The organism is Streptomyces sp. NPDC008238, from assembly GCF_042956445.1.
In the GTDB taxonomy this organism is placed as follows: Bacteria; Actinomycetota; Actinomycetes; order Streptomycetales; family Streptomycetaceae; genus Actinacidiphila.
Window position 1 is genome coordinate 1 of the sequence record NZ_JBIBGK010000006.1, and the last position, 26190, is coordinate 26190.

The 26190-nt window shown below is 73.3% G+C and carries 26 protein-coding genes; 15 read left to right on the forward strand and 11 right to left on the reverse strand.

Annotated features, from left to right (window positions below):
- The coding region (locus ACFZAU_RS15840; protein ID WP_500552644.1) for a transposase at positions 1-312 on the forward strand (312 nt) is incomplete at its 5' end.
- 424 nt (positions 313-736) lie between these two features.
- Here the strand turns inward: ACFZAU_RS15840 and ACFZAU_RS15845 are convergent.
- Positions 737-1261: a PadR family transcriptional regulator gene (locus ACFZAU_RS15845; protein ID WP_500552645.1), complete on the reverse strand. Its 525-nt coding sequence runs from the start codon at positions 1259-1261 to the stop codon at positions 737-739.
- A 107-nt stretch (positions 1262-1368) separates the two neighbouring features.
- On the opposite strand from ACFZAU_RS15845, the gene ACFZAU_RS15850 reads away from it, so the two are divergent.
- On the forward strand, positions 1369-2769 hold the full coding sequence (locus tag ACFZAU_RS15850; protein WP_500552646.1) for an MATE family efflux transporter: 1401 nt from the start codon (positions 1369-1371) through the stop codon (positions 2767-2769).
- Here the strand turns inward: ACFZAU_RS15850 and ACFZAU_RS15855 are convergent.
- Positions 2651-3901: a glycosyltransferase 87 family protein gene (locus ACFZAU_RS15855; RefSeq protein WP_500552647.1), complete on the reverse strand. Its 1251-nt coding sequence runs from the start codon at positions 3899-3901 to the stop codon at positions 2651-2653. The genes ACFZAU_RS15850 and ACFZAU_RS15855 overlap by 119 nt on opposite strands.
- 134 nt (positions 3902-4035) lie before the next feature.
- Here ACFZAU_RS15855 and ACFZAU_RS15860 point away from each other — a divergent pair, with 134 nt between their 5' ends.
- Positions 4036-5166, forward strand: a complete 1131-nt coding sequence (locus ACFZAU_RS15860; protein WP_500552648.1) for a glycosyltransferase family 4 protein — start codon at positions 4036-4038, stop codon at positions 5164-5166.
- Between the two features lie 197 nt (positions 5167-5363).
- Here the strand turns inward: ACFZAU_RS15860 and ACFZAU_RS15865 are convergent, their stop codons facing one another.
- Positions 5364-6602 carry an IS4 family transposase gene (locus ACFZAU_RS15865; protein ID WP_500552823.1) on the reverse strand — a complete coding sequence of 413 codons (1239 nt, stop codon included), beginning with the start codon at positions 6600-6602 and terminating at the stop codon, positions 5364-5366.
- Positions 6603-6723: 121 nt separating this feature from the next.
- Between ACFZAU_RS15865 and ACFZAU_RS15870 the strand changes: the two genes are divergently transcribed.
- Positions 6724-8346 (forward strand): GMC oxidoreductase, encoded by a 1623-nt coding sequence (locus ACFZAU_RS15870; RefSeq protein ID WP_500552649.1) that lies wholly within the window; start codon positions 6724-6726, stop codon positions 8344-8346.
- Between the two features lie 81 nt (positions 8347-8427).
- On the opposite strand, the gene ACFZAU_RS15875 is transcribed toward ACFZAU_RS15870, so the two are convergent.
- Positions 8428-10224, reverse strand: coding sequence for an AMP-dependent synthetase/ligase (locus ACFZAU_RS15875; protein ID WP_499607661.1), 1797 nt, complete (start codon positions 10222-10224; stop codon positions 8428-8430).
- Between the two features lie 284 nt (positions 10225-10508).
- Between ACFZAU_RS15875 and ACFZAU_RS15880 the strand changes: the two genes are divergently transcribed.
- The 6 genes from ACFZAU_RS15880 (at position 10509) to ACFZAU_RS15905 (ending at position 15694) form a co-directional block, all read left to right on the forward strand.
- On the forward strand, positions 10509-11276 hold the full coding sequence (locus tag ACFZAU_RS15880) for a metallophosphoesterase family protein (RefSeq protein WP_500552650.1): 768 nt from the start codon (positions 10509-10511) through the stop codon (positions 11274-11276).
- Positions 11277-11372: 96 nt separating this feature from the next.
- On the forward strand, positions 11373-11816 hold the full coding sequence (locus ACFZAU_RS15885; RefSeq protein WP_499607665.1) for an SRPBCC family protein: 444 nt from the start codon (positions 11373-11375) through the stop codon (positions 11814-11816).
- A gap of 10 nt (positions 11817-11826) precedes the next feature.
- On the forward strand, positions 11827-13056 hold the full coding sequence (locus ACFZAU_RS15890; RefSeq protein ID WP_500552651.1) for an ArsA family ATPase: 1230 nt from the start codon (positions 11827-11829) through the stop codon (positions 13054-13056).
- Between the two features lie 67 nt (positions 13057-13123).
- Complete coding sequence (locus ACFZAU_RS15895; protein WP_499607671.1) at positions 13124-13525, forward strand: DUF5304 family protein; 402 nt, start codon at positions 13124-13126, stop codon at positions 13523-13525.
- 105 nt (positions 13526-13630) lie between these two features.
- A complete protein-coding gene (locus tag ACFZAU_RS15900; protein ID WP_499607674.1) occupies positions 13631-14572 on the forward strand; it encodes an ROK family glucokinase in 942 nt (313 codons plus the stop codon).
- 357 nt (positions 14573-14929) lie between these two features.
- Positions 14930-15694 (forward strand): endonuclease/exonuclease/phosphatase family protein, encoded by a 765-nt coding sequence (locus ACFZAU_RS15905; protein ID WP_500552652.1) that lies wholly within the window; start codon positions 14930-14932, stop codon positions 15692-15694.
- A gap of 10 nt (positions 15695-15704) precedes the next feature.
- On the opposite strand, the gene ACFZAU_RS15910 is transcribed toward ACFZAU_RS15905, so the two are convergent.
- The 5 genes from ACFZAU_RS15910 to ACFZAU_RS15930 all read right to left on the reverse strand — a co-directional run bounded on the left by ACFZAU_RS15910 (position 15705) and on the right by ACFZAU_RS15930 (position 18803).
- A complete protein-coding gene (locus tag ACFZAU_RS15910) occupies positions 15705-15890 on the reverse strand; it encodes a hypothetical protein (RefSeq protein WP_500552653.1) in 186 nt (61 codons plus the stop codon).
- 66 nt (positions 15891-15956) lie between these two features.
- On the reverse strand, positions 15957-16727 hold the full coding sequence (locus tag ACFZAU_RS15915; protein WP_500552654.1) for a CU044_5270 family protein: 771 nt from the start codon (positions 16725-16727) through the stop codon (positions 15957-15959).
- A complete protein-coding gene (locus ACFZAU_RS15920; protein WP_500552655.1) occupies positions 16724-17338 on the reverse strand; it encodes an RNA polymerase sigma factor in 615 nt (204 codons plus the stop codon). Before ACFZAU_RS15920 ends, ACFZAU_RS15915 begins: the two co-directional genes overlap by 4 nt.
- Before the next feature lie 99 nt (positions 17339-17437).
- Complete coding sequence (locus tag ACFZAU_RS15925) at positions 17438-18025, reverse strand: hypothetical protein (RefSeq protein WP_500552656.1); 588 nt, start codon at positions 18023-18025, stop codon at positions 17438-17440.
- On the reverse strand, positions 18018-18803 hold the full coding sequence (locus ACFZAU_RS15930; protein WP_500552657.1) for an alpha/beta hydrolase: 786 nt from the start codon (positions 18801-18803) through the stop codon (positions 18018-18020). The genes ACFZAU_RS15925 and ACFZAU_RS15930 overlap by 8 nt, the downstream gene beginning before the upstream one ends.
- 130 nt (positions 18804-18933) lie before the next feature.
- Here ACFZAU_RS15930 and ACFZAU_RS15935 point away from each other — a divergent pair, with 130 nt between their 5' ends.
- The 5 genes from ACFZAU_RS15935 to ACFZAU_RS15955 all read left to right on the forward strand — a co-directional run bounded on the left by ACFZAU_RS15935 (position 18934) and on the right by ACFZAU_RS15955 (position 23597).
- Complete coding sequence (locus tag ACFZAU_RS15935; RefSeq protein WP_499607979.1) at positions 18934-19647, forward strand: lysophospholipid acyltransferase family protein; 714 nt, start codon at positions 18934-18936, stop codon at positions 19645-19647.
- Between the two features lie 111 nt (positions 19648-19758).
- Positions 19759-20913: a MacS family sensor histidine kinase gene (gene macS / locus ACFZAU_RS15940; protein ID WP_500552658.1), complete on the forward strand. Its 1155-nt coding sequence runs from the start codon at positions 19759-19761 to the stop codon at positions 20911-20913.
- 17 nt (positions 20914-20930) lie between these two features.
- Positions 20931-21590, forward strand: coding sequence for a response regulator (locus ACFZAU_RS15945; protein WP_500552659.1), 660 nt, complete (start codon positions 20931-20933; stop codon positions 21588-21590).
- Between the two features lie 184 nt (positions 21591-21774).
- On the forward strand, positions 21775-22803 hold the full coding sequence (locus ACFZAU_RS15950) for a 6-phosphofructokinase (protein WP_499607692.1): 1029 nt from the start codon (positions 21775-21777) through the stop codon (positions 22801-22803).
- A 131-nt stretch (positions 22804-22934) separates the two neighbouring features.
- Complete coding sequence (locus ACFZAU_RS15955) at positions 22935-23597, forward strand: uridine kinase family protein (RefSeq protein ID WP_500552660.1); 663 nt, start codon at positions 22935-22937, stop codon at positions 23595-23597.
- Positions 23598-23642: 45 nt separating this feature from the next.
- Here the strand turns inward: ACFZAU_RS15955 and ACFZAU_RS15960 are convergent, their stop codons facing one another.
- Positions 23643-24104 carry a hypothetical protein gene (locus ACFZAU_RS15960; RefSeq protein ID WP_500552661.1) on the reverse strand — a complete coding sequence of 154 codons (462 nt, stop codon included), beginning with the start codon at positions 24102-24104 and terminating at the stop codon, positions 23643-23645.
- Between the two features lie 137 nt (positions 24105-24241).
- On the reverse strand, positions 24242-26185 hold the full coding sequence (locus tag ACFZAU_RS15965; RefSeq protein ID WP_500552662.1) for an anthranilate synthase family protein: 1944 nt from the start codon (positions 26183-26185) through the stop codon (positions 24242-24244).
- Positions 26186-26190 lie beyond the last annotated feature (5 nt).

A 26190-nucleotide genomic window follows, 5' to 3' on the forward strand; every position in this document is an offset into this window, starting at 1 on the left:
GAGAAGCTGCACGTCGTGCTCGACAACTTCTCCCCACACAAGCACCCCAACGTCCGCGCATGGGCGGCCGCCCACCAGGTCGAGCTGGTCTTCCTGCCCACCTACGGATCGTGGCTCAACTGGATCGAATCCGAGTTCGCGGCCCTGCGCTACTTCGCCCTCAACGGCACCGACCACCGCAGCCACGGCGAGCAGAACGCCGCCATCGGCGCCTACATCCGCTGGCGCAACGCCCGCGCCGACCCGAAAACCAACTTCGCCCCCGACTCACCGATCCGCACCTGGACCAATTACCCGGCCAAGGCTGCGTGACAAGCCACTAGCCCGCGCGCCCTTGCGGCCGTTCGGCCTCGGGCGGGGGTGCGGACGGCGGTGCGTGCCGCCTCCGTGCCGCGGCACGGAGCGCGGGCCGGACCCTGGGGGCACCACTTCCCGTCCGTCCCCGGGGTTACGGCGGTCCGCGTAGGGGGCCATGACGACCACGCGGGCCCTCACGGCCCGTCCGCGCCCGGCGTTCGCGCCCGCGCGGTCGGCTGCCGCGGGGCTGCGGGGCTTCCTCCTGCGCGCATGAGGCCGGTGCGGGCCGTCGTGAGCCGTGCACGCCGCGGTTCGGCGCGCGGGCCGGAGCCGGAGGCCCCGCGACCCGACCCGTCGCGCTCGCGTGTCCGGCTGCTGTGGGCCAGAGCCCAGGCCGTGCGGCCCGCCCGGGCGCACCGGGACACGCGCGGCCCCGCGCTCAGGCGGCGAGGTCCGCCAGGGCCTCCGCGAGCCATTCGCGCTCCGCGCGACCCGTCGCGCGGGCGATGCGGAGCATGCCCTGGCGGAAGGGGTCGGCGGTCTCCTCGGCGCGCACGGGTCTGCCGCGGTCGTAGAAGAAGCTGGCCGGGGTCTCCAGGAACTCCAGGCGGCGCCGCAGCACCGCGGCCTGGGCCGCGGCGTCGGGGAGGTGCCTCAGGAAGGCTAGTACGGCGAAGAAGCGGGTGGCGTCGGTGATCTCGATCGGCTTGGGGTCGCGGAGCCGGGCGAGCAGCCGTGTGCGCCCCGCGTCGGTCAGCGAGAGCACGCGGCGGGGTGCGGCGCCGACGCCGGGCTCGGTGTGCTGGCTGACCAGACCGGCCGCGGTGAGGCGGCTGATGGCCGGGTAGAGGGCGCCGTCGCTGACCGGCCGGACGTGGCCGTTGAGTGCGGCGATGCGCTCCTTGAGCTCGTAGCCGTGCAGGGATTCCTCGTACAGGAAGCCCAGGATCGTGAGCTCCAGCACCGTTCGCCACCTTTCCCGGTCATGCGGTCTGACTTGTCCGTCCGGGCCCATGATGATACCTCTAAGCGCGGTACCTCGAAACGAGGTACGACCTGGGGAGGGGACCCATGACGCACCGCACCCGGCTGGCCGCGCTGGCCGGCCCGGTCTACCTGGAACTGCTCGCCGGCGTCATCGCCGGGATCATCGACGTGCTGTGGGTGGCCCGGCTGGGCGGCGGGGGAGCGGCCGTCGCGGCCGTGGCGGTGGCCACGAACACCGAGAACGTGCTGCTCGGGATCGTGCTGACGGCCGCGCAGGGGACGACGGTGCTGGTCTCCCGTGCCGCCGGGGCGCGGGACCCGGCGGCCGTCCGGGCGGCGGTGCGCGGCGGCTGGGCGCTGTGCGCGCTGCTGATCCCGCCCGTGGCCGTCGGCGGGTTCCTGTGCCGGGAGCCGCTGGCGGCCCTGCTGCTGGGCGGGCACGGCGACCCGGCGTCGGTCCGCCTGGCGGCGGCGTACTTCGCGGTCTCGCTCCCGGGCACGGCGGTGTTCTACGCCCAGAACACCCTGGACGGCGTCTTCAAGGGCGCCGGCGACACCCGCACCCCGATGCGGCTCGCCCTGTTGGCGAGCGGGCTGATCCTCGTCCTCGACCCGTTCCTGATCCACGCCCTCGGGGTGCGGGGCGCGGCCGTGGCGACCGTCGCGGGCCGGAGCGTGGCCCTGGCCGCCGGGCTGGCGCTGCTGCGCCGCGACCCCCTGCTGCGGCGGGCCGCGACCGTACCGCCCGCCGAACCCGTGGCGGCCGCGCTGCGCCGCACCGCCGCGACAGGGGCACCGATGGCGGCGGACTTCCTCGTGCGGATGGCCGGCACGCTGACCCTGGTGGCGATCGTGGCCCGGCTGGGCGTCGCCCAGGTGGCGGCGTACGGGATCGCGACGAAGGCGGTGTACGTCGCGACGATGGGCTTCTACGCTCTGCGCCAGGCCGCCTCCATCCACACGGCGTACCACCTCGGCGCGGGACGCGACGAACGGCGCGCGATCGGCCGCCAGGCACTGCTGCTCGGGGCCGGTCTCGGACTCGCCGCCGCGGCCTTCCTGCTGCCCGCCGCGCCCTGGGTCATGGCCGCCTTCGGCGCCGAACCCGCGGTGGCCGCGGCCGGGACGGTGTTCCTGCGTACCCTGGGCCCGTACCTGGTGCTGCTGGCCTGCTTCATCGCCCTGGGCGGCGTCTTCCAGGGCGGCGGCGGGGCGGCGCTGCTCGTCCCGGTGACCCTGGCCGGCACCGCGGTGCAGCTGCCGCTGGCCTACCTGCTGGCCGGCCCGGCCGGGCTGGGGCTGACGGGCGTCGGCGTGGCGCTGGCCGTCGCCGCCGGGCTGCAGTGCCTGGCCGTGACGGCGGCCTTCACCAGGTCAGCAGCTTCTCGGCGTCCTGGCCGGGCTCCGGCAGACGTGTCCCGGGTGCCGTGCGCGGCCTCTCCGGCAGACGGGCCGAGTCCACCCACAGCCGGCGGCAGGCGATGACCGAGGCGGCGACCAGCAGCCCGTTGCGGAGCAGCAGCAGCGTGATGCCGAGGTCGGTGCTGCCGACGACGTCGCCGAAGCGCACCGGGAACTCGTACAGGGTGAACACCGTCGCCACCAGCACCAGGGCCGCGGGCACCGCCATCACGCTGGCCCGCAGCGTGAGGCAGACGGCCGCCAGCCCGATCAGCCAGATCATGTACTGGGGGCTGATCACCCGGCTGGTCGTGGTGAAGAGCAGCACCGCGGTGAACGCCGCGTCGAAGGGCGTGTGCGCGTCGAACGTACGCGCCCGCAGCCGCCACAGCAGCAGCCAGGCGAAGGCGGTCACGGTCAGCCCCAGCGCGATGTCGCTCACCAGGCCCACGTGGGGCCCGAGGAACTCCATGGAGCCGTAGTTGAGCAGCACCTGCCCCTGCCAGCCGTGGTGCCGGGCGATGTGGAAGACCAGCGAGCCCAGGGACTCCACCTCGGTGCCCCGCTCGCCCTGGAAGCGCAGGAAGGCGAAGGCCCCCGGCGTCCACAGCCAGAAGCCCAGGGCGAGGACGCCCGCCCCGGCCACCGCGGCCGCCCAGATCCGGCGGTCGCGGACCCCGGCCAGCAGCAGCACCGGCCAGACCTTGAGCATCGCGCCGAACGCGATCAGCGCGCCCGCGACCCGGGGCCGGCGCACCGTCGCCAGCAGCGCGGCCACGGCGACCGCGGTGACCATGACGTCGTAGCGCGCGTACGCGGTGGGCCCTAGCAGCGGCACGCCCAGCACCCACACGTACGCCCCGGCCACCCGCCGCCCCTCGCCGCGCGAACCGCGCAGCAGCAGCGCGAAGGCGACCAGGTCGGCGACGCAGGCGAGCCAGAAGAAGGCGGTCGCGTAGTCGAGGAAGGGCAGCACCGCGGGGGAGAGCACCGCGAGCGCGGCGGCCGGCGGGTACTGCCAGGTGACGTCGTGCTGGGGGAAGGACCCGGTCCGCAGGACCTCGTACCAGCCGTGGTAGATCACCGAGACGTCGGTCGTCACGTCCAGCGGGGACAGGCTCAGCACCTTGAAGACGTAGAGCAGCAGGAGGACCCTGGTGGCCACCCAGGCGAGGACCGGCCCGACCGGGAGCCGCTTGCCGCTGTCGCCTGCCATGTCCACCTCGTCGAATCGGTTCTGCTGTGATGATGCACGATGCCGGTCGCACCCGTGGACAGGCGTGTGGAGCTCAGACGCGCGGGGGACCGCGGTCGGTTGCCGCGGACCCCACCGGATACCCTCGGCGACGTATGGACAAGACCCTGATCGTCACCAACGACTTCCCGCCACGCCCCGGTGGCATCCAGGCGTTCGTGCACAGCATGGCGCTGCGCCTCGATCCCGGCCGGGTGGTGGTGTACGCGTCGACCTGGCGGGACGGCTCCGAGGTCGCCGCGTTCGACGCCGAGCAGCCCTTCCCGGTCGTACGTGATCGTACGACGATGTTGCTGCCGACCCCGAGGGTGACCCGGCGGGCCGCCGGGCTCCTTCGCGAGCACGGGTGCACGTCGGTGTGGTTCGGGGCGGCGGCCCCGCTCGGGCTGATGGCGCCCGCGCTGCGCAAGGCGGGGGCGCGCCGGCTGGTGGCGACCACCCACGGCCACGAGGCGGGGTGGGCGCAGCTGCCGGCCAGCCGCGCGCTGCTGCGGCGGATCGGCGAGGGCACCGACACCATCACCTACCTGGGCGAGTACACCCGGTCGCGGATCGCCCGCGCGCTGACACCCGAGGCCGCCGGGCGCATGGTGCAGCTGCCGCCGGGCGTGGACGAGAAGACCTTCCACCCGGCGTCCGGCGGCGCGGCCGTACGGGCCCGGCTGGGGCTCACCGACCGGCCGGTCGTCGTCTGCGTCTCCCGCCTGGTGCCGCGCAAGGGCCAGGACACCCTGATCGAGGCGATGCCGCTGATCCTGGCCGCGCAGCCGGACGCCGTCCTGCTGGTCGTGGGCGGCGGCCCGTACGCGGACGACCTGAAGCGGCTCGCCGGGCGGACCGGGGTGGCGGATTCGGTGCGCTTCACCGGGGCCGTGCCCTGGGCGGAGCTGCCCGCGCACTTCGGCGCCGGCGACGTCTTCGCCATGCCGTGCCGCACGCGCTGCGGCGGGCTGGACGTCGAGGGGCTCGGCATCGTCTACCTGGAGGCCTCGGCCACCGGGCTGCCGGTCGTCGCGGGCGACTCCGGCGGGGCGCCGGACGCGGTGCTGGACGGCGAGACCGGCTGGGTGGTGCGCGGCGGGGAGCCGGCGGAGGCCGCCGAGCGGATCCTGGCGCTGCTGGGCGACGCGGAGCTGCGGCGCCGGATGGGCGAGCGCGGGCGCAAGTGGGTCGAGGACGCCTGGCGGTGGGATCTGCTCGCCGACCGGCTCAAGGCCCTCCTCTAGAGGCAATACCGGTGATTTAGGAATCTTTCCTGCGAGTCGGGTGCGTTCTGGTCGGCTTGGAGATGGTGACGGTTGGTGTCTCGGGGCTGGGTAGCTTTCGGTGTTCGGTCCGCTTGAGTTTCCAGTTGGCCATCTTGCGTTTGATCACACGGGGGTTGGACCGTAGCCGCCGGGGTGGCAGGAGCCGTTCGCGGATCTCACGCAGGGCTTGAGCCAGGGATCGGATGAGTCGCGAGGGGGGAAAGCGCCGCCTGAGCGGTGAGGTGGCGGCGGACGACGCGCAGGGTGCGGGTGAAGGAGATCCGGTCCGGATCGCATCCCTCGCCCCGTGCGGCGTCGTGCATCAGGTCCCGTAGGGCGTGATGGACCAGCAGGAACGCGAAGATCTCCTGTTCCACGCCGGCCGGATGCTGGGAGCGCAGGACCAGGCGGGGACCGCCCTGGTGGGTCTTGATCTCGTCCAGCGTGGTCTCGATCTCCCACCGCTGGGCATACAGCGCGGCCATCTCGGCTGCGGGTGCGTCCTTGGGGTCGAGGATGGTGGTGATCAGCCGGTAGACCGTGCCGTCGGTTCCGGAGCCGAGGGTGTACTCGATGACGCGGACCGCAACCGGGTCGGCACGGCGGTTCTTGTCCCGCGCCGCAACGATCTCCGACAGGTAGGAGCCGTCGGGAAGGGCCTTGACCACGGGCAGGACCGCGCTGCTCTTCACCCGCCACAACAGATCGGCGCCTCCGGCAGTGGCCGCCCGCCACAGGTCGGCCCCGGCGAAGCCGCGGTCGGCCAGCATCAGCATCCCCGCGGTCAAGCAAGGAAACAGCCGCCGGGCCAGGACGGTCTCGTGCTCGGCCAGTGGCCCCACCTCGGCGGCGAAGACCGCATGGGTGCCGCATTCGACGAGCGCGGCCACCCTGGCCTGGGGAAAGGCGCCCCGCCGTTGACCGCGCGGCGACGCCGGACGGCCGTAGAAGGCGTCATTGGCCTCGGTGTCGGGCAAGTCGAAGGTGGTCCCGTCCACTGCGACCAACCTCCAACGGCCATACCAGGCCCCAGGCGTCGTCTCGGCTGCCACCGGCCGGCACACCCTCGCGAACAACGCCTTGAGCGGTTCGGGACCCAGCCGCAGACGTGCCCGGCCGATGGCTGCCGTCGACGGCACCCGCCACGTCCTATCCCAGCGTCGCTCGTGCTCAAGTCCGCAGGTCAGAAGCCTAGCGACCTCCTCATAGCCCTGCCCCGAGAACAAGCACATCGCCAGCACGAAGTAGACCACCACCCGCGCCGGCAGCAGCCTGCGGCGCTGTTCGACCCGCCCGCACGCCGCAACCACCTCATCAACCAACCCAGGGGGAAACGCACGCGTCAAAACCCCGAGCGCGATCCGATCCGACAACCGCTCACCATCTGACGACTTCACCTGTCCGGGCCTTGGCACACCCACACAACGACACAGAAGCGCTCAAAGTCACCGGTATTGCCTCTAGAGGACCGTGAGCCGTAGAAGACCATGAGCGCGCGGTATGGGCGGAACCGGCTGTTCCGCCCATGATGCGCCCATGACAGCAAACCTGACGTGCCGTCAGATTCTGGGCATGGCAGCCTTGCAGACGGCATCCGTGATGGGACTCACCCGCATCGGGCTCTCCCCGGCCGCCGCGACGGACCGGGCACCTGCCGGACACGTACCGGCCGTCGTCGTCGGCTCCGGCTACGGAGGCGCGGTCGCGGCGTTACGCCTGGCCGAGGCGGGCGTGGACACCCTCGTACTGGAGATGGGGCGGGCGTGGGACACGCCGTCCCCCACCGACGGCAAGGTCTTCTGCGACACCGCCTCGCCGGACCGGCGCTCCATGTGGTTCCGCACCCGCACCGCGGCCCCCCTCGCCACCTTCCTCTGGCTCGACGTGGTCAACAAGGACATCACCCCGTACCCCGGCGTCCTGGACCGCGTCGACCACCCCGGCATGTCCGTCTACGTCGGCCGCGGGGTCGGCGGCGGCTCCCTCGTCAACGGCGGCATGGCCGTCACGCCGGACCGCGGCTACTTCCGCGAGGTGTTCCCGCAGGTCGACGCCGACGCCATGTACGGCACGTGGTTCCCGCTGGCCAACCGCATGCTCGGCGTCAACACCGTCGCGCCCGACTGGTTCGAGGGCACCGAGTGGTACCGGTTCACCCGCGTCGCGCGCGCCCAGGCCGCCAGGGCCGGGCTCGCCACCACCTTCGTGCCCAACGTCTACGACTTCGCGTACATGCGGCGCGAGGCCGCGGGCACCGCCACGAAGTCCGCCCTGGCCCAGGAGGTCATCTACGGCAACAACTTCGGCAAGCGCAGCCTCGACCGGACGTACCTCGCCGCCGCCCTCGGCACCGGCAGGGTCACCATCGAGACGCTCAGCCGCGTCAGGGCGATCCGCAGCGACCCCGACGGCGGTTACGTGCTCACGGTCGCGCAGACCGACCTCACCGGCGCCGTCGTCGCCACGCGTGAGGTCGGCTGCGGAGCCCTCTTCCTCGCGGCCGGCAGCCTCGGCACCACCGAACTGCTGCTGCGCGCCCGGGACACGGGCGCCCTGCCCGACCTCAGCCCCGCCGTCGGCAAGGGCTGGGCGGGCAACGGCAACATCATGCTCGGCCGCGCCAACCACGTGTGGAACCCCACCGGCGCCCACCAGTCGACCATCCCCGTGATGGGCATCGACGACCGGGACAACGCCCCCAACCCGGTGTTCGCCGAGATCGCCCCGCTCCCCATCGGCCTGGAGACGTGGATCAGCCTCTACCTCGCGATCACCAGGAACCCCGAGCGCGGCAGCTTCGTCTACGACCCGGCCACCGACGCCGCCGTGCTCGACTGGACGCGCTCCCAGAACCAGCCCTCGGTCGCCGCCGCGAAGAACCTCTTCGACCGCGTCAACCGGGCCAACGCCACCATCTACCGGTACGACCTGTTCGGCGGCAACCGCGTCTTCGCCGACGACTTCTGCTACCACCCGCTCGGCGGGTGCGTCCTCGGCAGCGCCACCGACGCCTACGGCCGCGCGAACGGCTACGACCGCCTGTACGTCGTCGACGGCTCGCTCGTCCCCGGCTCCATCGGGGTCAACCCGTTCGTCACCATCACCGCCCTGGCCGAGCGCACCATGGCCCGGGTCCTGGCCCAGGACGGCATCACCTAGGGCCCGGGAACGCCGGTGGCCGCCGTACGCGCGAGGCGTACGACGGCCACCGTCAGCAGGAGCGGGGTCGCCGGCGGGGGCTCACCCGCCGTAGATCGCGGCGATCTCGTCCGCGAAGTCGCGCAGCACCACGTTGCGCTTGAGCTTCAGCGAGGGCGTCACGTGGCCGGACTCCTCCGTGAACTGCGCGGCCAGGACGCGGAACTTCTTCACCGCCTCCGCCTTGGACACCGCGGCGTTGCCGTCGTCGATCGCCGACTGCACCTCGGCCAGCAGCTCCGGGTCCTCGCGCAACTCCTCGACGCCGCGGCCGGACTTGCCGTGCTGCTCGGCCCAGCGGGGCAGGAACTCCTCGTCCAGGGTGACGAGCGCGCCGATGAAGGGCTTGCCGTCGCCGACCACCATGCACTCGGCGACGAGCGCGTGGGCGCGGATCCGGTCCTCGATCACCGCCGGGGCGACGTTCTTGCCGCCCGCGGTGACGATGATCTCCTTCTTGCGGCCGGTGATGGAGATGTAGCCGTCCTCGTCGAGCGTCCCGATGTCGCCGGTGTGGAACCAGCCGTCGGTGACGGCCTCGGCGGTGGCCGCCTCGTTGTTCCAGTAGCCGGAGAACAGGTGCTCGCCGTGGAGCAGGACCTCGCCGTCGTCGGCGATGCGGACCGTGGAGCCCGGCAGCGGCTGGCCGACCGTGCCGATCTTGGTGCGGTCCCAGGGGTTGAAGGCGGTGGCCGCGCAGGACTCGGTCAGGCCGTAGCCCTCCAGCACCGTGAAGCCGATGCCGCGGTAGAAGTGGCCCAGCCGCTCGCCCAGCGGCGCCCCGCCGGAGATCGAGTACTCGGCGCGGCCGCCGAGCACGGCGCGCAGCTTGCTGTAGACCAGCCGGTCGAAGACCTTGTGCTGGAACTTCAGGCCCAGCGAGGGACCGCTCGCCGAGTCCACCGCGCGGCTGTACGCGATCGCCACGTCGGTGGCCCTGTCGAAGATCTTCCCCTTGCCGCCGGCCTGCGCCTGGGCGCGGGCGGCGTTGTAGACCTTCTCGAAGACCCGCGGCACGCCCAGCAGCAGCGTCGGCCGGAAGGCGGCCAGTTCGCCGGTGAGGTTCTTGACGTCGCCCACGTGCCCGAGCTTGATCGGCGCCATCACGGCGGCGACCTCGACCAGCCGGCCGAAGACGTGCGCGAGCGGCAGGAAGAGCAGGATCGAGGAGTCACCGGTGCGGAAGAGCGGCTTCAGGCGCTCCACGACGTTGCCGCACTCGGCGAAGAACGCGCGGTGCGTGAGCACACAGCCCTTGGGGCGCCCGGTGGTGCCCGAGGTGTAGACGATGGTGGCCGGGGAGTCCGCCTTGGCCCAGGCGCCGCGCTCGTCCGCCGTCGCGTCCGCGACGTCCGTGCCCGCCGCGCCGAGGGTCTCGACCGCGCCCGCCTCGATCCGCCACACGTGCTTCAGCTGCGGCAGCCGGTCGCGCACCGACTCCACGGCCTTCTCGTGGCCCTCGGTCTCCACGACGGCCGCGACGGCGCCGGAGTCACCGAGGATCCACTCGATCTGCTCGGCGGAGGAGGTCTCGTAGACCGGGACGGTGACCGCGCCCGCGCTCCAGACGGCGAAGTCGAAGAGCGTCCACTCGTACCGGGTGCGGGAGATCAGGGCCACCCGGTCGCCGGGCTGGACGCCCGAGGCGATCAGGCCCTTGGCGGCGGCACGGACCTCGGCGAGGAAGGCGGTGGCGGTGACGTCCGCCCAGTCGCCCGCCGCGGTCTTCCGGGCGATGACGGCGACCTCGGGGTGCTGAGCGGCGTTGCGGCGGATGAGATCCGTCAGGTTCCCGTCGGCCGGGACCTCGTAGAGGGCCGGAAGGCTGAACTCGCGCAAAACTGCTGCTCCTCATCGGCGCCGGCGGCGGTGCTGGCTGCGTCCACTGCATGGTTGAGCGTGGAACGGACGGCCTGGACGTTACCCACCGGTAAAGCTTCTGCGGTAGGGGGTGCCGTGTAGATGTTTTGTGTGTCACATCGTCGTCACACGCCGGATTCCCACCGCGGCACAGTGCGGATCCACTGGTCGGAAGCCTAGTCGAGCCCCCCTGTGACCCGCAGGTAACCGAGGCCCCGGTGCGCCCTCCCCGCGCCCGCCCGGGGCGTCCTAGAGTGATCGTCATGCGGGTCCATGTCGTCAGTGACGTCCACGGTGCCTCCGAGGCCCTCGCCAAGGCCGGCGACGGCGCCGACGCGCTGATCTGCCTGGGCGACCTGATCCTCTTCCTCGACTACGCCGACCACTCCCGGGGCATCTTCCCCGACCTCTTCGGAGTCGAGAACGCCTCCCGGATGGTGGGGCTGCGCACCGCGCTGCGCTGGGACGAGGCCCGCGCCCTCGACCGCGAACTGTGGGCCGGGCTCGGCACCGACCGGCGCACCGCCATCGAGTCCGCCGTACGCCGGCAGTACGCCGAACTGTTCGCCGCCTTCCCCACCCCCACGTACGCCACCTACGGCAACGTCGACATCCCCGCGCTCTGGCCGGAGTACGCCGGGCCCGGCACCACGGTGCTCGACGGCACCACCACCGAGATCGGCGGCCTGGTCTTCGGCTTCGTCGGCGGCGGGCTGCGCACCCCCTACCGCACCCCGTACGAGATCGACGACGAGACGTACGCCGCCAAGGTGGAGGCCCTCGGCCAGGTCGACGTGCTGTGCTCGCACATCCCGCCCGCCGTCCCCGAGCTCTGCTACGACACCGTCGCCCGCCGCCTCGAACGCGGCAGCGAGGCGCTGCTCGACGCGATCCGCCGGACGCGGCCGAAGTACGCGCTCTTCGGCCACGTCCACCAGCCGCTCGTGCGGCGGATGCGCCTGGGGACGACCGAATGCGTCAACGTCGGCCACTTCAACTCCACCCGAACGCCGTGGGCGCTGGGGTGGTGAGCGCCCCGGCGGTCTCCGGGCGCGCGGCCAAGCGGTAGCCTTCACCAGCAGACATACGACAGCAGTACGACGCGACGTCCCGGAGGGGCCACGGCGATGGCGGAACACACCAGGTCGAGCATCACGATCGACGCGGCCCCGGCCGATGTCATGGGCGTCATCGCGGACTTCGCCCGGTACCCGGAGTGGACCGGCGAGGTGAAGGAGGCCGAGATCCTCTCCGCCGGCGGCGACGGCCGTGCCGAGCAGGTCAGGCTCCTCCTGGACGCGGGCGCGATCAAGGACGACCACACCCTCGCCTACACCTGGGCCGGCGACAGCGAGGTCCGCTGGACCCTGGTCAAGTCCCAGATGCTGCGCACCCTCGACGGTGCCTACGTCCTGGTCCCGCTGGAGGACGGCAAGCGCACCGAGGTCACCTACCAGCTGACCGTCGACGTCAAGATCCCCATGCTCGGCATGATCAAGCGCAAGGCCGAGAAGGTCATCATCGACCGCGCCCTCGCCGGCCTGAAGAAGCGCGTCGAGTCCCAGGGCTGACGGGGCTGACGTGCGGACGCTGCTGGTCACCGGCACGGGCGGCGCCGGGCGCACGACGGTCGCCGCCGCCACGGCCGTGGCCGCGAGCTCGCCCGGGCGGCGCGTGCTGCTGCTCTCCGCCGACCGCGACGCCTCCCTGGACAGGGTGCTGGGCCCGGCGCCCGCCCCGGCCCGGGACGGCGGTGCGCGGCCGGACGGTGCGGCCTCCCCGCCCATCGCCCCGGTCCCGTCCGTACCGGGCCTGTGGGCCGCCCGCGTCGACGCGGCCGCCGCCTTCCGGGCCGACGCCGGCGCCGTACAGCAACGCCTGGGCTCCCTGCTCGACCTGCTCGGCGCGGCCCCGCTGGACCCCGAGGAACTCACCGAACTCCCCGGTGCCGACGCCTTCGCGCTGCTGCGCGCCCTGCGGGACACCGCCGGCGGCTGGGACCTCGTGGTCGTCGACCTCCCGCCGGTCCACGACGCCCTCGCCGCGTTCGCGCTGCCCGAGCAACTGCGCCGCTACATCGCCCGGCTGATCCCCCGGGAACGGCAGGCCGCCCGCGCCCTGCGCCCCGTCCTGGCCCAGCTCGCCGGCGTGCCCGTGCCCGGTGCCTGGGCCTACGAAGCCGCCGCCCGCGCCGACCGGGAACTGGCCACCGCCCAGGCCGTGATCGAGGACACCGCCACGACCGTCCGGCTGGTCGTGGCCCCCGGCACGTACGCCGCCGACGCCGTGCGCCGGGCCCGCGCCGGACTGGCCCTGTACGGTCACCGCCTCGAGGCCGTGGTCGCCAACCGGCTGCTGCCCGACGGTTCCCCCGACCCCTGGCTGGCCGAACTGGCGGGCCACCGCCGCAAGGAAGTGCTGGCCCTGCGCGCGGAACTCGCCGGCACCCCCACCGCGCTGCACGAACTGCCCCACTTCGGACGCGAACCCCGCGGCCCCGAGGACCTCGCCCGGCTCGCCGCCGAGCCGCCCGCCGACGCGCCCGAGGGGCCCGCCGCGCCGCCGTGGACCACCGAGGACCGCCTCGCCTCCGAGGGCCACTTCCTCTGGCGGCTGCCGCTGCCCGGCGCGACACGCGACACCGTCGACCTCGTACGGCGCGGCGACGAACTCGTCGTCGACGCCGAGGGATACCGCCGCATCCTCCCGCTGCCCTCCGCGCTGCGCCGCTGCAGCGTGGCCGGTGCGGCGCTCCGCGACGGCGCGCTGCAGGTCCGGTTCGCACCGGATCCCGGTCTTTGGCCCCGCTGAGCGCTGAAAGCGCCGCCTCCGTTCGGGTAACGTCGTGGGTACGAAGCCGGAGCCTTACGGAGCCACCATGAGCGAATCCACGGACCGCGCGGGCCGCCCCGAGACCGATTCCGACGCCTGGGCCAAGGCGAGCGCGGAAGACATCGCCGCCGAGAACGCCCGCCGGCGGCAGCAGAGCGGCCAGACCCCCGGCAGCGCCGGCGAGGAGCTGCGGCGCCTCGCGGAAGCCGTCACCGACCGGTTGTCCATGCTCCGCGGCCCCGCCGCGGAGATGGCCGCCCAGGGACTGATCTCCCAGGTCAAGCAGGCCGTCGAACCCATCGTCGAGCGCAACCCGGAGGTCTTCGACCACCTCGCCGCCGCGGGCGCCGAACTCCTGGCCGCCTACCGTGCCGCGGTGAGCGGGCAGGAACGCCGCTGGACCTCCGGCGGGGACACCCCGCCGAGCGAACGCATCGACCTCGACTGAACGGCGCGACACGGACCCGGCACGGAACATCGGGCCCGAACAGGGCGCAGGTCGCCCTCCGGTACGGTTGGACGCAGCGGGGCTCGACCGAATACTGAGGGATACATGGGACTCACCATCGGCGTCGACATCGGCGGCACGAAGATCGCGGCCGGCGTGGTCGACGAGGAAGGCGCGATTCTCGAGATCGTCAAGGTGCCGACCCCGCAGACCTCCGAGGGCGTCGTCGACGCCATCGCGACAGCGGTGCACGACGTCAGCGCCAACCACACGGTCGAGGCCGTCGGCATCGGTGCCGCCGGCTACGTCGACGACAAGCGCGCCACCGTGCTCTTCGCGCCCAACATCCGGTGGCGCCACGAGCCGCTGAAGGACAAGGTCGAGCAACGCGTCGGCCTGCCCGTCGTCGTCGAGAACGACGCCAACGCCGCTGCCTGGGGCGAGTACCGCTTCGGCGCGGGCCAGGGCCACGACGACGTCATCTGCATCACCCTGGGCACCGGGCTCGGCGGCGGCATCATCATCGGCAACAAGCTGCGCCGCGGCCGCTTCGGCGTGGCCGGCGAGTTCGGCCACATCCGCATGGTGCCGGACGGTCTGCTGTGCGGCTGCGGCAGCCAGGGCTGCTGGGAGCAGTACGCCTCCGGCCGGGCGCTGGTGCGCTACGCCAAGCAGCGGGCCGTCGCCCAGCCGGAGAACGCCGCGCTGCTGCTGTCGCTCGGCGACGGGACGCCTGAGGGCATCCAGGGCCAGCACATCAGCCGGGCCGCGCGCGACGGGGACAAGGTCGCCGTCGACTCCTTCCGCGAGCTGGCCCGCTGGGCCGGCGCCGGTCTGGCCGACCTGGCCTCGCTCTTCGACCCCTCCGCCTTCATCGTCGGCGGCGGGGTCTCGGACGAGGGCGAACTCGTCCTGGAGCCCATCCGGAAGTCCTTCCGCCGCTGGCTGGTGGGCGGTCAGTACCGGCCGCACGCCCAGGTCCTCGCCGCGCAGCTCGGCGGCAAGGCCGGCCTCGTCGGCGCGGCCGACCTCGCCCGTCAGGGCTAGCCCCGGCGGTCACCGCACGGCATCCGGTGCCCCCGTCGCTCCCACCCGGGAGCAACGGGGGCACCCGCCTTTCCGGGCGGCGCGGGGTGCGCCGCCGCGCGGGCCCGCCCGGGCCGCGCCGTGCTCCGCGGCGGCCTCGCTCTGCGGGGGTCTCCGCCGAACTCCTCCTGCGCCGAGGCCGGGGTGGCGATCCCGCGGACCTCCGACGGCGCCGTCGAGGCCGTCGTGACAGCGGTGCACGACGTCAGCGCCCACCACACGCACGCCGGTTCCGTCGCCGGGACCGGGCGCACGCGCAGCCCTGCCGTCCGGCCGTCCCGCCGTCGCGCGCGACCGGGGCGCCGCTACAGTGAGCCCGTGAGCGAGGGCCCACTGCCGGAGTTGCCGGCGTCCCGTACGGAGCCGGACGGCTCCGCCGTCGTCCGCGTGCTGAGCTACAACATCCGCTCGATGCGGGACGACCCCGCCGCGCTCGCCCGGGTGATCCGCGCCTGCGGCCCCGACCTGGCGCTGATCCAGGAGGCCCCGCGCTTCTTCCGCTGGCGCAAGGCCGTCGCCCGCCTCGCCCGCGCCTCGGGCCTGGTCCCCGTCACCGGCGGGGCCACCGCCACCGGCCCCCTTGTGCTGTCCTCGCTGCGGGTGCACGTGGAACGCGCCGAGGACGTGCTGCTGCCCCGCACCCCCGGCCTGCACCGGCGCGGCTTCGCCACCGCCGTCGTGCGCGTCGGCGGCGCCCGGCTGTCCGTCGTCAGCTGCCACCTCTCGCTCCAGGCCCGCGAACGCTACGACCAGGGCGGGATGCTGCTGGACCGGCTCGCCGCGATGGGCGAGCCCCACGCGGTCGTCGGCGGCGACCTCAACGACCGCCCCCACGGCCGGACCTTCCGCCGGCTCGCCGACGACCTGCAGGACGCCTGGGCGGTCCAGCCCTGGGGCGGCGAGTACACCTCCACCCCCGAGGACCCGCACCAGCGGATCGACGCGATCCTCACGACCCCGGGCATCGAGGTCCTCGGCTGCGGCGTCCCGCACGGCCTGCCCGGCGTCACCCCGCACGACCTGAGGACGGCCACGGACCACCTCCCGGTCCTGGCCGCCCTCAGGCTGCCCGCGTCCGCCTGACACGGCACGCTCAGGGGCGCTGCCTCGCCCGGTCGGTGATCGCCCAGCGGTCGAGCGAGGAGAACTGGGCGAAGGTCCGGCTTCCGGAGGTGCGGTCGTCCTTGAAACCGAGGAACTCGTACGTCTCGGCGTCGAAGACGAAGTTGCTGCCGAAGCCGCCTCGGGCCCCCGCCGGATCGTCGAAGACGATCGCCACGCCCGGCCTGCCCTTGGCGTCCTTCTGACCCGGGACGGCCTTGACCCCCGGGATCAGCGACAGTGCCTAGAACGCCGCCGGCCGCAGGCCGACCGGCATGACCGGCACGAGCTTCAGCAGGCCCGCGAGGCCGAACTCGATGTGCGACCACTCCTCCGGGGTCAGCCGGTCCATCGGGCTCCTGCGGTGCCCCAACCGACTCTGCACCGCCATGATCAGCTTCTCGGCATCGGTCGGCAGCTTCTTGAGCACCGTCCAGTCCTGGGGCGGCCAGGTGGACACCGATTCGACGTGCGGGTCGTCCAGGATGGCGGCGTCCTCGTCCGGGTCGCTCCACCAGCCCTTGCCGAGTTCCATGATCCACGAAGGCCGGGAGCCGTCGACGGACCGCCAGTTCTCGTCGACGTACGTCCTGACCCGGCCGGTGCCCTGCTCGGTCTCCTCGATGATTTCTCTGGTGTAGATGAACTGGTCGTCGCGGGGCGCCACGACCCGCCCCTTCTCTTTCCGCCGCTCGCGCGCGGCCGCGCCGTTGAGGACGGTCGCCGCGCTGACGGCACGCATCCACGGCGCATCCTCGCGCCCCGCCTCCCGGACCGCGACCAGCGTCACCGCGCCCGCCGCCGCTGCGGCCGCGCCCGTCACCGCCAGCCGCAGCAGCGGGCGGCGGCCCAGTACGGGGGCGGCGGCGTACGGCCGCGGCGCCGGGTGGACGGCGTCCAGGAGACGGGCGCGGGCACGGCGCCGAGCCTCGTCGCCGAGCGGGGCGGCGCCGGCGTCCCACTCGCTCAGGGCGGCCATCTCGTACGCCTCGCCGGGCTCGTGCAGCTCGTTCATGACCGGGATCCCTCTCGGAAGGCTGTCGGATCGGAACCGCCCAACGCCTCGCGCACCTTGCTGCGAGCCCGGCTGAGCCGTGACCTGACCGTCCCCACGGGCACCCCGAGGGCCTGCGCCGTCTCCTCGTAGCTGAGGTCGGCCCAGGCCACCAGCAGCAGGACGTCCCGGTTGCGGGCGGGCAGCCCGGCCAGCGCGCCGGCCAGCTCATGGCGTACGCCCTGGGCGCTGACCCGCGCGGTCACCCGTTCCGCGAGCGCCTCGTCCCGGCCGCCCCCGTCGTCCGCGGGCGGCAGCTTGGCCAGCGCCCGGAAGCGCCGCGCCTCGGCGCGGCGGTGCCGGCCGACGAGGTTGGTCGCGATGCCGGACAGCCACGGACGCGCGTCGTACCGCTTCGTGTCGTAGCGGAACCGCTGCTGGAAGGCGATGACGAAGGTGTCCGCCATCAGGTCGTCCGCTACCTCCGTGCCGAGCCGGCGCGCCGCGTAGCGGTGCACCGACCCGGCATGGCGGTCGAACAGTACGGCGAAGGTCTCGGGCTCGTCCCAGGACCGTTCGATCACCGAGGCGTCACTGTCCTGCCCCACCCTGACGCCTGGCTCCACGGTCACCGGGGCTCCTCTCGTCCATACGACACTCCGAAGACTTGGGCTTTCACCCGTACTTCGCCGTATCGCGGATCCGGGTTCCACAACCCGGGGAGCCCTCCGTCAGACGACGGCGCCGCCTCCCGGCAGGTCGTCGTCCTCGTCGCCGCCCGGGCGCATGCGCGTCACCAGGGTGGCGAAGCCGCCGAGGAAGCCGCCGACGCCGACGGTGAGCGCCCACCACGGCATCGGCTCCTGGAAGAGGACGAAGCCGAAGATCAGCAGCGGCCCGCCGACGGCGGCCAGCCACGCGAACTTCGTCGTCACGTCCGCCTCGGGGAGCGGCGGGGGCTCCGGCGGCTCGTAGTGGCCCTCGTCCGGTTCCTCGTCGAGTTCGTAGTCACGGGGGCCGGACAGCACGGGGTGCAGGACGATCCGCGTCGCCTCCGGCTTCGGGGGCAGCGCGGACGGGTCCGTCGCGGCCTCGCTCGCGTCCCGCTCGCCCTCGCCGTCCCGCTCGGTCGCCGGGACGTCCTCGGCCGCGGGCCAGGAACCCGTCCCGGGCTCGGGGTCCTTGCCGTACGCCGCGACGAGTTCGGCCCACGCCGACTCCTCGTCCAGCGGCGCCCGCTCGGACTCCCCTTCCAGCGGCGCGCGCTCCGGCTCCTCGCCCTCCGGCACGTGCCGACGCTCCTCCTCGGGCTCAGCCACTGGCCGCGTCCTCCTTCTGCGCCTGCTCTCCCGCACCCGAGAGCCGCTCCACGAAGGCGTACGACTGCTCGAAGACCGTCTCCGCGTCATGGTCCAGCGTCGCGACGTGGTAACTGCGCTCCAGGACCGTCTCCGTGACGTCCGTCGACGACACCCGGCCCAGCACGACCGCCGAGTTCGACGGGTGGACCACGTGGTCGACGCGGCTGTGCAGCAGCAGGAGCGGCTGCGTCACCTGCGGCAGTTCGTGCCGCACCAGCGTCCAGAAGCGGCTCAGCGAGTGCACCGCCCGCAGCGGGGTGCGGTCGTAGCCGACCTCCTTCGAGCCCTCCTTGGCGATGTCGCTCGCGATGCCCGGCACGGAGGGGACGAAGTGGCGCAGCAGGGGGACGACCTTCAGCTGGTGGCTATCGGCCTTGACCGAGGGGTTGACCAGGGCGACACCGCTGACCGCGGCGCCGTGCTGCGCGGCCAGCCGCAGGGCCAGGGCCCCGCCCATCGACATTCCGAAGACAAACACGCGGTCACAGCGCTCGGACAGCGCGCGGAATTCCCGGTCCGCCTCCGCGTACCAGTCCTCCCAGCCGGTCAGCTGCATGTCCTGCCAGCGCGTGCCGTGTCCCGGCAGCAGCGGTACGGACACGGTCAGGCCCCGCTCCGCGAGGTACTCGGCCCACGGCCGCATGGACTGCGGCGTGCCGGTGAAACCGTGGCACAACAGGACACCGACCTCACCGCCGTCGTGGCGGTAGGGCTCGGCTCCGGGCATCAGCGGCACCGTACGTCTCCTGTTCGGTGGAATGCGCGAAAAGCGATACCTCACAGTACGCGGACGGCCGACACCGGGGGAGAGCACCGGCGGATCTGGCGTTAAGGTCTTCCCGTCAGACACAGGAGGTCATCGGTTGTTGTACGGCGTGATGAAGATCGCCATCGGCCATCCCCTGCGAGCCGCGTTCCGGCCGTGGGTGGAGGGCCTCGAGCACATCCCCAAGCAGGGACCGGCGATCCTGGCGAGCAACCACCTGTCCTTCTCGGACTCCTTCTTCCTGCCCGCCGTGCTCGACCGCAAGGTCACCTTCATCGCCAAGGCCGAGTACTTCACCACGCCCGGCATCAAGGGCAAGCTGACGGCCGCCTTCTTCAAGGGCGTCGGCCAGCTCCCCGTGGACCGCTCCGGCGGGCGCGGGGCCGGCGAGGCCGCGATCAACAGCGGGATAAAGGTCATCGAGGCGGGCGAGCTCTTCGGCATCTACCCCGAGGGCACCCGCTCGCCGGACGGCCGCCTCTACCGCGGCAAGCCCGGCGGTCTGGCCCGCATCGCGCTCGCGACCGGCGCGCCCGTGATCCCGGTCGCCATGATCGACACGGAGAAGATCCAGCCGCCCGGTCAGGTCATGCCCAAGCTGATGCGCCCCGGCATCCGGATCGGCAAGCCGCTGGACTTCAGCCGATACACGGGCATGGAGCACGACCGCTTCATCCTGCGCTCGGTCACCGACGAGGTGATGTACGAGATCATGAAGCTCTCCGGCCAGGAGTACGTGGACATCTACGCCACCGCCGCCAAGCGGCAGATCGCCGAGGCGGCGAAGAAGCAGCAACAGCACGGCGGGTCCTAGCCGGACGCGCCCGGGGGAACGGGGGGACGGCCGATGGCCGGGGACAGGACCGGCGCGAGCGGGCGGAGAACCGGCGGGCCGGCCGCCGCACGCCCCGCACGCGTCACCCGCATGTCCGTCGAGCAGCCGCTGTGGCGCGCCCTCTCCGGCTACCGGCTGCTGACCGCCGCGTACGCCGTCGGGCTCTACGCCGCCGCGTACGACGAGCACGAGCATCCCCTGGCGGGCGCGGCCTACATGGCGGTGCTCGCCGTGTGGACCCTGGCCACCGTCGGCAAGGTGAGCTCGCCCCAGCGCTGCACCCGGCCCTTCCTCGTCGCCGACCTCGGCGTCGCGCTCACCGGCATCCTCGTCACCCCGCTCGTCGAGTCGCACCAGCGCATCCTCGACGGCGGCCCCACCCTGCCGTCGATCTGGACCGCGGGCTCCGTGCTCGCCTTCGCCATCAAGGGCGGCTGGCGCTGGGCCGCCGCCGCCTCCTGCCTCGTCGGGGGCGCCAACATCGTCGAGCGCGGGGCCCCGGCCCGCGACACCCTCCACAACGTGCTGCTGGTCGCCATCGCCAGCATCGCCATCGGCTACGTCGTCGAGGTCGCCCGCGCCAGCGAGCGCACCCTCGCCCGCGCCCTGCAGATCGAGGCCGCCACCCGCGAGCGGGAGCGGCTGGCCCGGGACATCCACGACAACGTGCTGCAGGTGCTCGCCATGGTGCAGCGCCGCGGCGCCGAGATCGGCGGCGAGGCCGAGGCCCTGGGGCGGATGGCGGGAGAGCAGGAGTCCGCCCTGCGCACCCTGGTCACCGACGGCGCCGCCGCGCTGCCGTCCCCCCGCGACGGCACCGGCGCCGGCCCCGGGGGCGACGCGGGACAGGACCCGGACGCGCCCCGCGACCTGCGCGTGCTGCTCGCCCCGTACGGCAGCGCCCGGGTCACCGTCTCCGCCCCCGGCACCCCCGTGCTCGTCCCGGCGCGCGCCGCCCGCGAACTCGCCGCCGCCGTGGGGGCCGCCCTGGAGAACGTCCGCCGGCACGCGGGGGAGGACGCCCATGCCTGGATCCTGGTCGAGGACGAACCCGGGGCCGTGCTGGTCAGCGTCCGCGACGACGGCCCCGGCATCCCCGAGGGCCGGCTCGCCGCCGCCGAGTCCGAGGGCAGGCTCGGGGTCGCCCAGTCCATCCGCGGCAGGCTCCGGGACCTCGGCGGCACGGCGGAACTGGTGTCGGTGCCCGGGCAGGGGACAGAAGTCGAGTTGAGGCTCGCGAAGTGAGGGAGGAGATTGGGGTCATGGCCGTGAAGGTGATGGTGGTCGACGACCACCCCATGTGGCGGGACGCGGTCGCCCGCGACCTCACCGAGGCCGGGTACGTGGTGGTCGCCACCGCCGGCGACGGTCCGGAGGCGGTGCGGCGCGCCAAGGCGGCCATGCCCGAGGTGCTCGTCCTCGACCTCAACCTGCCCGGACTGTCCGGCGTCCAGGTCTGCAAGGACGTGATCGCCGACAACCCCGCCCTGCGGGTGCTGGTGCTCTCCGCGAGCGGCGAGCACGCGGACGTCCTGGAGGCCGTGAAGTCCGGCGCCACCGGCTACCTGCTGAAGTCCGCCGGCCGCGAGGAACTCCTCGACGCCGTCCGCCGCACGGCCGTCGGCGACCCCGTCTTCACCCCCGGCCTCGCCGGCCTCGTCCTCGGGGAGTACCGCCGCCTCGCCTCCGACCCCGCCCCCGCCGCGGCCGACACCCCCGAGGCACCCCGCCTCACCGACCGCGAGACCGAGGTCCTGCGGCTCGTCGCCAAGGGGCTCAGCTACAAGCAGATCGCCGAGCGGCTGGTCATCTCGCACCGCACCGTCCAGAACCACGTCCAGAACACCCTCGGCAAGCTCCAGCTCCACAACCGCGTCGAACTCGTCCGCTACGCCATCGAACGCGGACTGGACGAGGGGTAGCCCCCGCCCGTACCGCCGGGGGGCGCGCCCGCGGTCGTGCCGCGCGCCGTCCGGAAGGGTGAAATCGGCGGGCCAACATCCCCGCGGATCAAGGGATTTCACCGAACGGCCCATCCCACCTGTGACGCCGGTCACGCTAGCGTCGTGGGCGCAGGCAAAAGGTGCGAACGGGAAGGGATGGATCATGCGAGTTGGCGTGCTGACCGGCGGCGGAGACTGCCCCGGGCTCAACGCGGTCATCCGTGCCATCGTGCGCAAGGGTGTCCAGGAGTACGGATACGAGTTCACCGGTTTCAGGGACGGCTGGCACGGCCCCCTCGAGGGCGACACCGTGCCCCTCGACATCACCGCCGTGCGCGGCATCCTCCCGCGCGGCGGCACGATCCTCGGCTCGTCGCGCACGAACCCGCTCAAGGCGGAGAACGGCGTGCGCCGCGTCAAGGACAACCTCGCCAAGTACGAGGTCGACGCGCTCGTCGCGATCGGCGGCGAGGACACGCTCGGCGTCGCCACCGCCCTGTCGGACGAGTACGGCGTCCCCTGCGTCGGCGTCCCCAAGACCATCGACAACGACCTGGCGGCCACCGACTACACCTTCGGCTTCGACACCGCCGTCAACATCGCCACCGAGGCGATCGACCGCCTCCACACCACCGCCGAGTCGCACATGCGCGTCCTCGTCGTCGAGGTGATGGGCCGCCACGCCGGCTGGATCGCCCTCCACTCCGGCCTCGCCGGCGGCGCCAACGTCATCCTCATCCCGGAACAGCGCTTCGACCTCGACCAGGTCTGCGCCTGGGTGGAGAGCCGCTTCAAGATCCGCTACGCCCCCATCGTCGTGGTCGCCGAGGGCGCCATGCCGAAGGACGGCGACGTGGTGCTCAAGGACCAGACGCTCGACTCCTTCGGCCACGTACGGCTCTCCGGCGTCGGCGAATGGCTCGCCAAGGAGATCGAGCGGCGCACGGGCAAGGAGGCCCGCACCACCGTGCTCGGCCACGTCCAGCGCGGCGGCACCCCCAGCGCCTTCGACCGCTGGCTCGCCACCCGCTTCGGCCTGCACGCCATCGACGCGGTCCGCGACCAGGACTGGGGCAAGATGGTCGCCCTGCGCGGCACGGACATCGTCCGCGTCCCGCTCCGCGACGCGACGACCCAGCTCAAGACGGTCGATCCGCGGCTCTACACCGAGGCCGGCGTCTTCTTCGGGTAGCCCCTGTGCCACCTCGGCGACCTCTGCGCTTCTCCCGCTTGCCATGGGCGATCACGCGGCCGTACATTCCCTCCACCCGGCTTGTCCGGCCGCTTCGTCTATCCCCCTTGAGCACATGAGGAGCGCCCGGCATGACGGGTGTACTGGCGGTCGCAGGCGGCACCGCATCCGGCAAGTCCACCCTTGCCGGGGCCCTGTCGCTGCAGTGTCCCGAGAGCATCGCACTGGTCCATCTGGACGACTACTACGTGCCCGCGCACGACCCCCTGCGGGGCGTGTGGACGGTCAGCGCCGGCGGGCACGCCATCCTCGACTGGAACCATCCCGGCTCCATCGACGAGGCCGCCGTCAGCGCCGCGATCGACATGGCGCTGGCCCGGCCCGGCGTCCGCCTGGTGGTGGTCGAGGGACTCTTCGCCCTGACCCTGCCGTCGGTGCGGGAACGCGCCGACTGGCGGGTGTACGTGGACGCCCCCGACGACGTCCGGCTGGCCCGCAAGATCCTGCGCAAGATCGAGGTGCAGCGGCAGGACCCGCGGCTGTCCCTGCTGAACTACCTGCAGAGCGGCCGGGACCGGCACGTCGCCCACGTCGCGCCCTCCCGGGCGGCGGCCGACCTGGTGGTGGACGGCACGCACGAGGGCCCCGAGATGCTGGCCGCGGTGCTGGGACTCGTCGGCCCGCTCCTGTCGGCCGTCCCCGAGCCCCTGCCCGATCCGCTCCCCGCCGCCCGCCCCCGCCGCGCCCGCGCGGTCACCCCCCGGACGCACCCCTTCCCCGCGGCGGCGGTCTGACGGCCCCGGGTGCCACGATGGTGCGGTCCACCGCTCGGTGCGCCCTCAGGTGGCGAGGACGTGGACGTGCGCACGGTCGCCCTCGTACTCCACCGTTGCCTCCAGGTGGCCCCACAGCCGCGTGCTCGCTGGCGTGTCCGGACGGACGCGGAAGCAGGCGTCGGCGGCGCACCAGCTCTCCCGTTGCAGCCGGGGGAAGGCGTCGAGCAGACGTTCCTCGGCGCCTCCGCGGGGAATGCGGAAGTCGATCTCGTGGTCCTGGTCGCTGAAGCTGCCGGTGGCGGTGCAGGCGACGTCGGTGGCCCCGGCGGGGATGGTCCCGCCGGAGTACCGCTCGACCCGCGCGCAGTCCTCGCGAAGCGGCCCCGCGGCGTACCAGATCAAGCCGATGAACTGGAGGTAGGTGACGGCGGCCGAGAAGAGCAGGAGCAGGGGTGTCGCCGCCGCGACCGACACCCAGTCGGTGCGGGACCCGACGGGCTTGCGGGGGCTCCAAGTACTCGTCAACTGCCGTACCCACCCTATGGTTCGGTGCTTGCCAAGATCGGTCGGTGGGTAGTGTGCCAACATTCTTGAACGTGTTCAACAGGCGCCTGGCGGCGCGGGGGCGCGGGCCAGGCGCCCCCGGCTGCCAGGGGCGGCCGCTACCCCGCCACCGTCACCCCCGCCAGGAGTTCCGCGACGATCGCCGTGCCGTTCAGGCTGAGCACCGACTCCGGGTGGAACTGGACGCCCGCGAAGCCCGGGCCGCGCAGGGCGTGGACGTCGCCGGTGGCCCGGTCGCGGCTCAGGTCGACGCGGTGCATGGCCAGCTCCTCCGCCGTCGCGTCGTCGCAGCGGGCGGTGAAGGAGTTGTAGAACCCCACGGTCTCGGCCCGCCCGAACAGGTCGATCGGTGTCTGCGCGCCCTGGAAGGGAACGTCCTTGCGGACGATGTCGAGGCCGAGCTCGGCGGCGATCAGCTCGTGGCCGAGGCAGACCCCGAGCAGGCCGTGCCGGTGGCCGCGGACGAGTTCGGCGGTGAGGCCGCGCAGCAGCGCCATCTTGGGATCGCCGGTGTCGGACGGGTCGCCCGGGCCCGGACCGAGGACGACCGGGCCGCGGTGGGCGAGGGCGGCCCCACGCAGTCCCGGCTCGTCGAAGCGGCGCACGGTGACCTCCAGCCCGGACGACCGCAGTACGTGCGCGAGCATCGCGGTGAAGGTGTCCTCGCCGTCCACCACGAGGGCGTGCCCGGACGGCGTGCGGGGCTGCTCGGCGGTCTGCATCCGCAGCCAGAACGGCGCCAGGTTCCTGCGGCGTCCGTCCAGCGCCGCCCGGACCCGGATGTCGTCGCCGAGCCGCGGCCGGTCCGCCGCCGGGCCCCGGGACTGTCCGGGCCGCACCCCCAGCGCGGCCAGCACGGCCGCCGCCTTGGCGTGGGTCTCGGCGACCTCCCCGTACGGGTCGGAGCGTCGCACCAGCGTCGCGCCCACCGGCACCTTCAGCCCGCCCGCGGCGTCGACGTCCGCCGTACGGATCAGGATGGGGGAGTCCAGGGTCTGCGCGCCGCCCGCGTCCCGCCCGATCAGCGCGAGGGCGCCCGCGTAGTAGCCGCGGCCGCCCGGCTCGTGGCGCTCGATCACCCGGCACGCGTTCTGCACCGGCGAGCCGGTGACCGTCGCGGCGAACATCGTCTCGCGCAGGACGTCCCGCACGTCCATCGAACTGCGGCCGCGCAACTCGTACTCGGTGTGCGCCAGGTGCGCCATCTCCTTCAGGCGCGGGCCGACGACCACCCCGCCGAGGTCGCCGACGGTGCACATCATCTTCAGCTCCTCGTCGACCACCATCGTTAGCTCCTCCACCTCCTTGGCGTCGCCGAGGAAGGCGAGCAGCCCCTCCGCGTCCGGCCCCTGCGCGGGGTAGCGGTAGGTGCCGCTGATGGGGTTCATGACGACCGTGCCGCCGGTCATCCGGACGTGCACCTCGGGGCTCGCGCCGACCAGGGTGCGCTCGGGCGTGCGCACCACGAACGTCCAGTAGGCGCCGCGCTCGCCGTCGAGCAGCCTGCGGAACAGCGCGAGCGCGTCCGCCGCCGCGAACCCCGGGATCTCGCCGCGGAAGGTGCGCCGGATGACGAAGTTCGCGCCCTCGCCGCGGCCGATCTCGTCCTCGATGACGCGCTCCACGATCCCGGCGTAGGTGTCGTCGTCGACGTCGAAGGCCCCGCCCTCGACGCGCACCGCGTGCGCGGGCAGGGCCGCCGTGAGCTCGGACAGCGGCAGCTCGTACGTCTCCAGGGGGCGGAGCACGACCAGCGGCGTCCCGTCGTCGCGCACGTCGAAGCCGCGCTCCCTGATCTGCCGGTACGGCACCAGCGCCAGCGCGTCCACCGCGGGCCGGGCCCCCTCGGGGGCGCCGGTGGGCAGCGCGATGTCGGTCAGCCGCTCGGCCGTCCCGACCGGGCCGAGCAGCACATCGACGCTGTCCGCGGCGCATCCCGGCGCTCTGCGCCGCAGCAGCGCGAACGGTGGGCACGCGGGGTCCAGCAGCCGTTCGACGAGCGCGGCGGCGGAGGGCGTGGTGCTGGGGTCGTGGTTCTCCACGGCGG